The 7597-nt window shown below is 65.4% G+C and carries 9 protein-coding genes; 1 reads left to right on the forward strand and 8 read right to left on the reverse strand.

Translation table 11 applies throughout. The features are described 5' to 3' along the window. Positions 1–68: 68 nt before the first annotated feature. The 8 genes from QMX83_RS18680 to QMX83_RS18715 all read right to left on the reverse strand — a co-directional run bounded on the left by QMX83_RS18680 (position 69) and on the right by QMX83_RS18715 (position 6570). Positions 69–428: a hypothetical protein gene (locus QMX83_RS18680; RefSeq protein ID WP_282298141.1), complete on the reverse strand. Its 360-nt coding sequence runs from the start codon at positions 426–428 to the stop codon at positions 69–71. A 30-nt stretch (positions 429–458) separates the two neighbouring features. Beyond that, positions 459–866, reverse strand: coding sequence for a roadblock/LC7 domain-containing protein (locus QMX83_RS18685; protein ID WP_282298149.1), 408 nt, complete (start codon positions 864–866; stop codon positions 459–461). Positions 867–885: 19 nt separating this feature from the next. Beyond that, the gene (locus tag QMX83_RS18690) at positions 886–1434 is read right to left on the reverse strand and encodes an ATP/GTP-binding protein (RefSeq protein ID WP_282298142.1); all 549 of its coding nucleotides are present in this window, start codon (positions 1432–1434) and stop codon (positions 886–888) included. 2 nt (positions 1435–1436) lie between these two features. Next, the gene (locus QMX83_RS18695; RefSeq protein ID WP_282298143.1) at positions 1437–2402 is read right to left on the reverse strand and encodes a hypothetical protein; all 966 of its coding nucleotides are present in this window, start codon (positions 2400–2402) and stop codon (positions 1437–1439) included. 292 nt (positions 2403–2694) lie between these two features. Beyond that, complete coding sequence (locus QMX83_RS18700; RefSeq protein WP_282298144.1) at positions 2695–4926, reverse strand: NADP-dependent isocitrate dehydrogenase; 2232 nt, start codon at positions 4924–4926, stop codon at positions 2695–2697. A 106-nt stretch (positions 4927–5032) separates the two neighbouring features. Further along, positions 5033–5386: a HigA family addiction module antitoxin gene (locus tag QMX83_RS18705; protein ID WP_282298145.1), complete on the reverse strand. Its 354-nt coding sequence runs from the start codon at positions 5384–5386 to the stop codon at positions 5033–5035. 350 nt (positions 5387–5736) lie between these two features. Then, entirely contained in the window at positions 5737–6234 is a 498-nt protein-coding gene (locus tag QMX83_RS18710; protein WP_282298146.1) for a hypothetical protein, read from the reverse strand. A gap of 39 nt (positions 6235–6273) precedes the next feature. Further along, positions 6274–6570, reverse strand: coding sequence for a LysM peptidoglycan-binding domain-containing protein (locus QMX83_RS18715; RefSeq protein ID WP_282298147.1), 297 nt, complete (start codon positions 6568–6570; stop codon positions 6274–6276). Positions 6571–6712: 142 nt separating this feature from the next. On the opposite strand from QMX83_RS18715, the gene queF reads away from it, so the two are divergent. Further along, on the forward strand, positions 6713–7531 hold the full coding sequence (gene queF, locus QMX83_RS18720; RefSeq protein WP_282298148.1) for an NADPH-dependent 7-cyano-7-deazaguanine reductase QueF: 819 nt from the start codon (positions 6713–6715) through the stop codon (positions 7529–7531). Positions 7532–7597 lie beyond the last annotated feature (66 nt).

The following is a 7597-nucleotide window of genomic DNA, read 5'->3' on the forward strand; positions in this document are numbered from 1 at the left end:
GGCCCTGGCGATCCGTGGGCCGGCCAACGGCCGGCGCTACCGGTTCCCCTTTCATCCCCCCGGATGCGTCAGAGCACCAGCGAGCCTTCCACGTCCTGCACCTTGCGCCGGGCCAGGGCCAGATTGGCCTTGTCACGGTTCAGTACCAGGTAGAGGAACAGCCCCTGCTTGTTCGCGACGGGGCGCATGATGTGGTACGCCCGGCCCAGCGTGATCAGCATGTCTTCGATGGTGTCGTTGAGGTTGAGCGAGGCAGCGGTCTTCATCTTGGCGCGGATCACTTCGGTATTGCCTGCCGCAGCCACTTCCATGTCCATGCCCGAGCCGGCTTCTCCCAGCAGCATGCCGCTCTCATAGTCGACCAGCGCCACAGCTTGCGCGCCATCGATGGTCATCAACGCGCTCAAGGTTTCGTTCAGTCCCGCCATGTTGCACCCCCTGTTTTGATCGAGCCCCGATTACTCCTGCGGATCGGCTCGTGATCCGCTGAGTTCGGCCATGATGTTGCGGCCACAGTATTTGGCGCTCCACAGCACCTTGCCGACGACACAGCGCGTGTCGCAGGCGGTCATCAGCAGCAGCGGGGCCGGCGTGCACGGCAGTGCCAGCATCAGCACCTTGCCCTCACCGGCCTCGAGCATCAGCGTCTCCAGCTCACCCAGCGCCAGTTCGCGTCCGACCGCGGCGGCCAGTGCCAGCATGGCGCTGGTCATCGCGGCGAGGCGCTCTCCGTTGCCATGCGTGCCGGCCGCAGGCAGCAGCGCAAAGCCGTCCACCGTTGCCAGCACCACGCTGCGCACGCCGTCGATCTCGTCCACGAAGCGATCCAGGTGCGCCGCCAGCCGCGCACGCAGCACCGGGTCCATGCGGCGGGCGTCGTGTCCGTCAGCCATGCGCCAGCACCAGTTCGCCGGTTTCCATCTCGCTCATCAGTACATCCATCAGCCACAAACCCTGGTCCCGGTCGCGCGCATCCACGGGCATCACCGGCAGCACCCGCGCGTCCCAACCGGCCAGCGCGCTGCACGCGTCGAGGTCGAACTGCGGTGCCAGGTCCAGACGGGTGATGCCCACCACGGCCGGCACCTGGCTGGCGTGCTGCTTCAGCACCGCCAGATAGGCGTCCAGTTCGGTCACTGCCGCGCTGCGGGTGGCATCCAGCAGCAGCACCACACCACTGGCTCCCTGCAGCAGGATCGGCCAGAGGAAATCAAAGCGCTGCTGCCCGGGGGTGCCGTACAGGCGCAGGCGGTCGCCATTGGGCAGGTCGATGTCCGCGTAGTCCATCGCCACCGTGGTGGAGGCTTTGTCCGCGCCCTGACGGTCGCTGTTGGGGACGTCGGTGTCCACCACCGCACCGGCGGCGATGGCCCGCACCAGGGTGGATTTGCCGCAGCCCATGGTGCCCAGCACCACGATCTTGTGTTCACGCATGCTCACGCCCCGCTGCGCTGACGCACGCTGCGCCACATGCGCGCCAGCAGGGTGCCGCCACCCGCTGCCGGGGTACCGCGAAGGGGCGCGGCGTCCTGTGGGACCGCCTCCAATGCGGCATAACCACACAGGTAGGCCGGGTGCACGAAGCTGCGCACGGCATCGCCGGAGACGTCCAGCAGCGCCGCACATTCGTCCACGCTGCAGGCGCGCTTGAGCAGCAGCGAACACAGCCGGAAGCTGTCGTGCTGGCGGCCCAGCACGCGGAAATCCGGCCAGCGCAGCAGTTTTACCCGCGCGTGGCGCAGCAGACGCGCGTCCAGGTCCTGCCAGTGGTTGGGGCGCTGGCCCCATTGCCATAACAGCGGACGCAGCGGCTGGCGAGTGCGCTCGCCGGCCAGTTCCTGGTAGCGCCGTGCAGAAATGCCATGCAGCGACAGCGACTCGAACGCGTCGGAGAGATCCTGCGCGAGGTGCTCGGCCGGTACGCCGGCGGCCACCACCATCTGGTCCTGCACGAAGTCGATCATCACCTGCGCGGTGCCGTCCAGGGCCAGCACGGCGTGCCCCTGGCGGGTATTGAGGCTTTCCCGCAGCGCGCGGGTAATGGCCTTGGCCCCCCGTGCAGTACAGGGTTCATCGATGCTCGCCACCGGCGCGCTGTCCACCATGTGCCGCAGCGCATGCTCGATGGCCGCATCATCCAGCACCCGCCCGTTGTCATGCTCGCCCTCACGCAACTGGCCCAGCTGGTCTTCGATCCAGAACTGGATGCGAGGTCGCTCGCGCACCATGCGCAGCGCCGCGTTGCGCAACGCAGGGGTATCCCTGATCACCAGCAGGTCGCACTCGTCCAGATCACGGCAGGTACTGACCGCGTCAGCCGTCAACGCCGCAGCCGAACGCAGCCGCTGCAGCAGCGCACGCTCTCCCTGCATGTCCGATCCCACCACCAGCACCCTGGCCATCCGCCTTCCCCTGCCTTGTGAAAAATCACATCCCGTGCGGAATAGAGCGTGGTTAGCCTATGCCATGGGCTCCATGACCATAGGTGATGGATTTCTCATTTTTCGCAGGTAAATCTGGCCAAAAATCGGTTTGCGGATAGGCCGCAGGCAGGCAAGTTTCATGCCGTTCTCACGAATTCGACGCCCGTGTCCGCTCACTTCACAGATCGACGGAGTTCACACTTTTGAGTCCGCGACAAAAAAGAACCCGCGCCGAAGCGCGGGTTCGTCAGGGTCCTGCCGGCAGGCCGGATCAGCCCTTCAGTGCATCCAGTGCGGCGTTGAAGGTGGCACTCGGACGCATTGCCTTGGAGACCTTCGCCAGATCCGGACGGTAGTAGCCGCCGATGTCCACGGCCTTGCCCTGCACCGCCGCGAGCTCGGCCACGATGGCCTGTTCGTTGTCGGTGAGCGCCTTGGCCAGCGGGGCGAACTTCGCCTTCAGCTTGGCATCTTCATCCTGCGCGGCCAGGGCCTGGGCCCAGTACAGCGCGATGTAGAAGTGGCTGCCACGGTTGTCGATGCCGCCCAGCTTGCGCGACGGCGACTTGTCGTTGTCCAGGAACTGGCCGTTGGCCTGGTCCAGGGTCTTGGCCAGCACGGCGGCATCGGCATTGTTGTAGCGCTCGCCCAGGTGTTCCAGCGAGGCGGCCAGGGCCAGGAATTCACCCAGCGAATCCCAGCGCAGGTAGTCCTCTTCGACGAACTGCTGCACGTGCTTGGGAGCCGAACCACCGGCACCGGTCTCAAACAGGCCACCACCGGCCATCAGCGGCACGATGGAGAGCATCTTGGCGCTGGTGCCCAGCTCCATGATCGGGAACAGGTCGGTCAGGTAGTCGCGCAGCACGTTGCCGGTCACCGAGATGGTGTCCTCACCCTTGCGGATGCGGTCCAGCGAGAAGGTGGTGGCTTCGACCGGGGCCAGGATGCGGATGTCCAGGCCGGCGGTGTCGTGGTCCTTCAGGTAGGTGTTGACCTTGGCGATCACCTGGGCGTCGTGGGCGCGCTTCTCGTCCAGCCAGAACACAGCCGGGGTGCTGCTCAGGCGGGCACGGTTCACGGCCAGCTTGACCCAGTCCTGGATCGGCGCGTCCTTGGTCTGGCACATGCGCCAGATGTCACCGGTCTGCACGGCGTGTTCGAAGATCACGCTGCCGGCATCGTCGGTGACGCGCACGGTGCCGTCGGCCGGAATCTGGAAGGTCTTGTCGTGCGAGCCGTACTCTTCGGCCTTCTGCGCCATCAGGCCGACGTTCGGCACCGAGCCCATGGTGGCCGGGTCGAACGCGCCGTGGGCGATGCAGTCGTCGATGACCGCCTGGTACACGCCCGCGTAGCAGCGGTCGGGAATGACCGCCTTGGCGTCCTGCAGCTTGCCTTCGGCATTCCACATGCCGCCGGAGTCGCGGATCATGGCCGGCATCGAGGCGTCGACGATGACGTCGCTGGGCACGTGCAGGTTGGTGATGCCCTTGTCGGAGTTGACCATGGCCAGGCCCGGGCGCTTGCCGTACTCGGCAGCCAGGTCGGCCTTGATCGCTTCCTGGGTGGCTTCCGGCAGCTGCGGCAGGCGCGCATACAGGTCACCGATGCCGTTGTTGGCGTCGAAACCGGCCTGCTTGAGCACGTCAGCGTGCTTGGCCAGCACGTCCTTGTAGAACTCTTCCACCACCACGCCGAACATGATCGGGTCGGAGACCTTCATCATGGTCGCCTTCAGGTGCAGCGAGAACAGCACGCCCTTGGCCTTGGCGTCGGCGATCTGGGCCTGCACGAAGGCGGCCAGCGCGCTGCGGCTCATCACCGCGGCGTCGACGATTTCACCGGCCTTGACCGCGGTCTTTTCCTTCAGCACGACGCTGCTGCCGTCGGCCTTGACCAGTTCGATCTTGAGGTTGCCGGCGTTGGCGAGGGTGGCGGACTTTTCGCTGCCGTAGAAGTCACCGCCGTCCATGTGCGAGACATGCGACTTCGATTCCTTGCTCCACTTGCCCATGCGGTGCGGGTGCTTGCGGGCGTAGTTCTTCACCGACAGCGGGGCGCGACGGTCCGAATTGCCTTCGCGCAGCACCGGGTTCACGGCGCTGCCCTTGACCTTGTCGTAGCGCGACTTGATGTCGCGCGAGACGTCGTCGGTGGGGGCATCCGGGTAGTTCGGCAGGGCATAGCCCTGGTCCTGCAGTTCCTTGATGGCAGCCTTGAGCTGCGGCACCGAGGCACTGATGTTGGGCAGCTTGATGATGTTGGCGTCCGGCGTGGTCGCCAGCTGGCCCAGCTCAGCCAGGTCATCGGCCTGCTTCTGTTCGTCTTTCAGGTAATCCGGGAACAGCGCCAGGATACGACCCGACAGCGAAATATCGCGGGTCTCGACCGCGATGCCGGCGGTAGCGGTATAGGCCTCGACGATGGGCAGCAGCGACGCGGTCGCCAGGAAGGGGGCCTCATCGGTGAGGGTGTAGAGAATCTTGGGCGTGTTCGACATGGGGAACGGATACTCTGCGGGGAAACCCCCGCATTGTCGCGGTTTAGGCGGCGGGTAGCAAAGCCGGACCATACGCGGCGGTATTGGTCGCCGCAGGTCCGGTCGATCACCACGCCCCGTCATCCCAGCGTTCGTCGTCTCCCACCGCAGCCGCCTCCAGCGGGGTGATGCGCGCGGCAGGATGCGGCACCTGCTGCTCGGCCACTTCCAGGTCGAAGCGGATCTGCAGGTTCATCCAGAACCACGGCGAGGTGTTGAAGTAGCGCGCCAGTCGCAGGGCGGTGTCGGCGGTGATCGCACTGCGATGCGAAACGATGTTGAAGATGCGGCTGTGCGACACCTGCAGGGCACCGGCCAGCACGCGGCCGTTGATGCAATGCGGGGCCATGAAGTCCTCGGCCAGAATCTGTCCGGGGTGAAGCGGGGGCAGTGGTTCGCTTTCGCGCCATTGCGTCTGCATGGCAGACCTCCTTGAGCAGTTCGACCCCTGCCGGAATGGCAGGGGGGACCTACCCTGCAGGAAACGCGCAGCGATGACCATGTGGTGAAGGGCAAGCAGGGTCATTGCTGCAGTGCCAGTTGCGCAGATTGTGCGACGTAATTGGCGCGCGACACCGCAAGCATGTGCAGGATGCGTCGCTTGGTGGCGCGAATGGCACGGTTTGAGGATTGGCAGGAAGTGTGACGTTCGTGTGGTTTTTCAGCGGTGCGCTACGTACAAAACAGGCCGAGTGCGACACCGGACAAAAAAGACGCAGCCTCGCGGCTGCGTCCATCGTGAGCCCGTACCGGGAGAGAGTCGGTGTAGGCTTACTTGACCTCGAACTCCTGCGGCGTTCCGGCCGCTCTACCATCTACCGTGACCTCCGCGCGGTACTTGCCCGCCGGCCAGCCATTGGCATTCGTGAAGCTGATGTTGGTGGTTTCCGCACCCGTGGTGTTCAGTGCCTGGCTCTGCTCACCGGCCACCTGGCCGTCCTGATAGGTCAGCTTTGCGCCCACGTTGGTGTTGTTGGCGGTCCCATCAGTGCGGATCGAAACAATGATCACGTCCTTCGGCGCAAACAGCGCCGCCGGAGCGACCGACTTGTCTGCCGCCGCGGTCTTGCCCACGGTGACCGCAGAAACGTTCACTGCAGCCGCCTGGGTCATCGGCTGCGGAGCCGCCGGTTCGGTCACCGGAGCCGGAGCCGTGGCCGCCGGTTGCGCGGTGGTATCCACCGACTCTTCTTTCTTCTTGCAGCCGGTCACGGCCACGGTGGCCAGAAGAGCTGCAAGTACGGCGGTACTGATCGATGTCTTCTTCATGGAATTCCTCCCAGGGAATGGTTGGGCCAGACCGTCGGTTCAGGTCTTCGGCGGCAGTTTCAGGACCTGTCCCGGGAAGATCTTGTCCGGGTCGTCCAACACATCTTTGTTGGCGTCGAAAATCTTCTTCCAGGCGTTGGCATCGCCCAGTTCCTGCTTGGCGATCTTCGACAGCGAATCGCCCTTCTGCACGGTGTAGGTGCCACCACCTACCTTTTCGGCCGTGGTATCCACCGAAGCGGACACGCCGGAAAAATCCGCCTTCTCCACCTTCTCTGCGGTGGTATCCACCTTGGCGGACACGCCGGAGAAATCGGCCTTTTTGTCGGTACTCATCCGAACGCTCCCTTCCACAAGTGGGGACATGGAACGCACGGTGTCACAGGGGTTGTTAATGGGGGATGGCGTGGGTGTGAAGGGTTCGGGCGAGTTTCTGAACAGGGGCCCGGCCCACCGGGCCGCGCTGTAAAATGGGCGCATGAATACCCCCCAGGACTCCAGCCTCGGTCGCGAGGTCGCTTACCCTTCGCAGTACGACCCCAGCCTGCTCTTCCCCATCCCCCGCCGTGCCGCGCGTGACGAGATCGGGGTGGATGACGCCCACCTGCCCTTCGTCGGCCATGACCGCTGGCAGGCCTATGAGCTGAGCTGGCTGGACCGGCGCGGCAAGCCCCGGGTCGCGGTGGCCACGATCAGCGTGCCCTGCACCTCGCCCAACCTGATCGAGTCCAAGTCGTTCAAGCTGTACCTCAACTCGCTCAACAGCACCCGCTTCGACGACGACGAGGCCGCCCGCCAGCGCATCGCGGGCGATCTGTCGGCCTGCGCCGGGGCGGTGGTCAACGTGGTGTTCGGGGTGCCGCCGCTGGTGGAGGCCGCCGAGGGCGAGTCACTGGACGACCTGGAAGTGACCATTGACCGCTATGGCCCGCCCGCGCCGGAACTGCTGTCGGCCAACGATGGCCAGGTGGTCACCGAGACGTTGAGCTCGGCCCTGCTCAAGTCCAACTGCCCGGTCACCGGCCAGCCGGACTGGGCGCATGTGAGCGTGCGTTACCACGGCCCGCGCATCGACCGCGAAGGCCTGCTGCGGTATCTGGTGAGCTACCGCGAGCATGCCGAGTTCCACGAACAATGCGTGGAACGCATTTTCAGCGAGGTGTCGCAGCGCTGCCGGCCGCAGTGGCTGGAGGTGGAGGCGCGGTATACCCGGCGCGGTGGGTTGGACATCAACCCGTGGCGGGCGAGTCCGGGCATCGAGCAGCCGGCGCGTACCGTGCGCGAGATCCGCCAGTAGACGGTAGCGCCGGCCGTTGGCCGGCCTTCCGTGTCTTTCCAACGTTCATGAGGGCCGGCCAACGGC

The organism is Stenotrophomonas sp. PS02289, from assembly GCF_029960115.1.
Taxonomy (GTDB): Bacteria; Pseudomonadota; Gammaproteobacteria; order Xanthomonadales; family Xanthomonadaceae; genus Stenotrophomonas.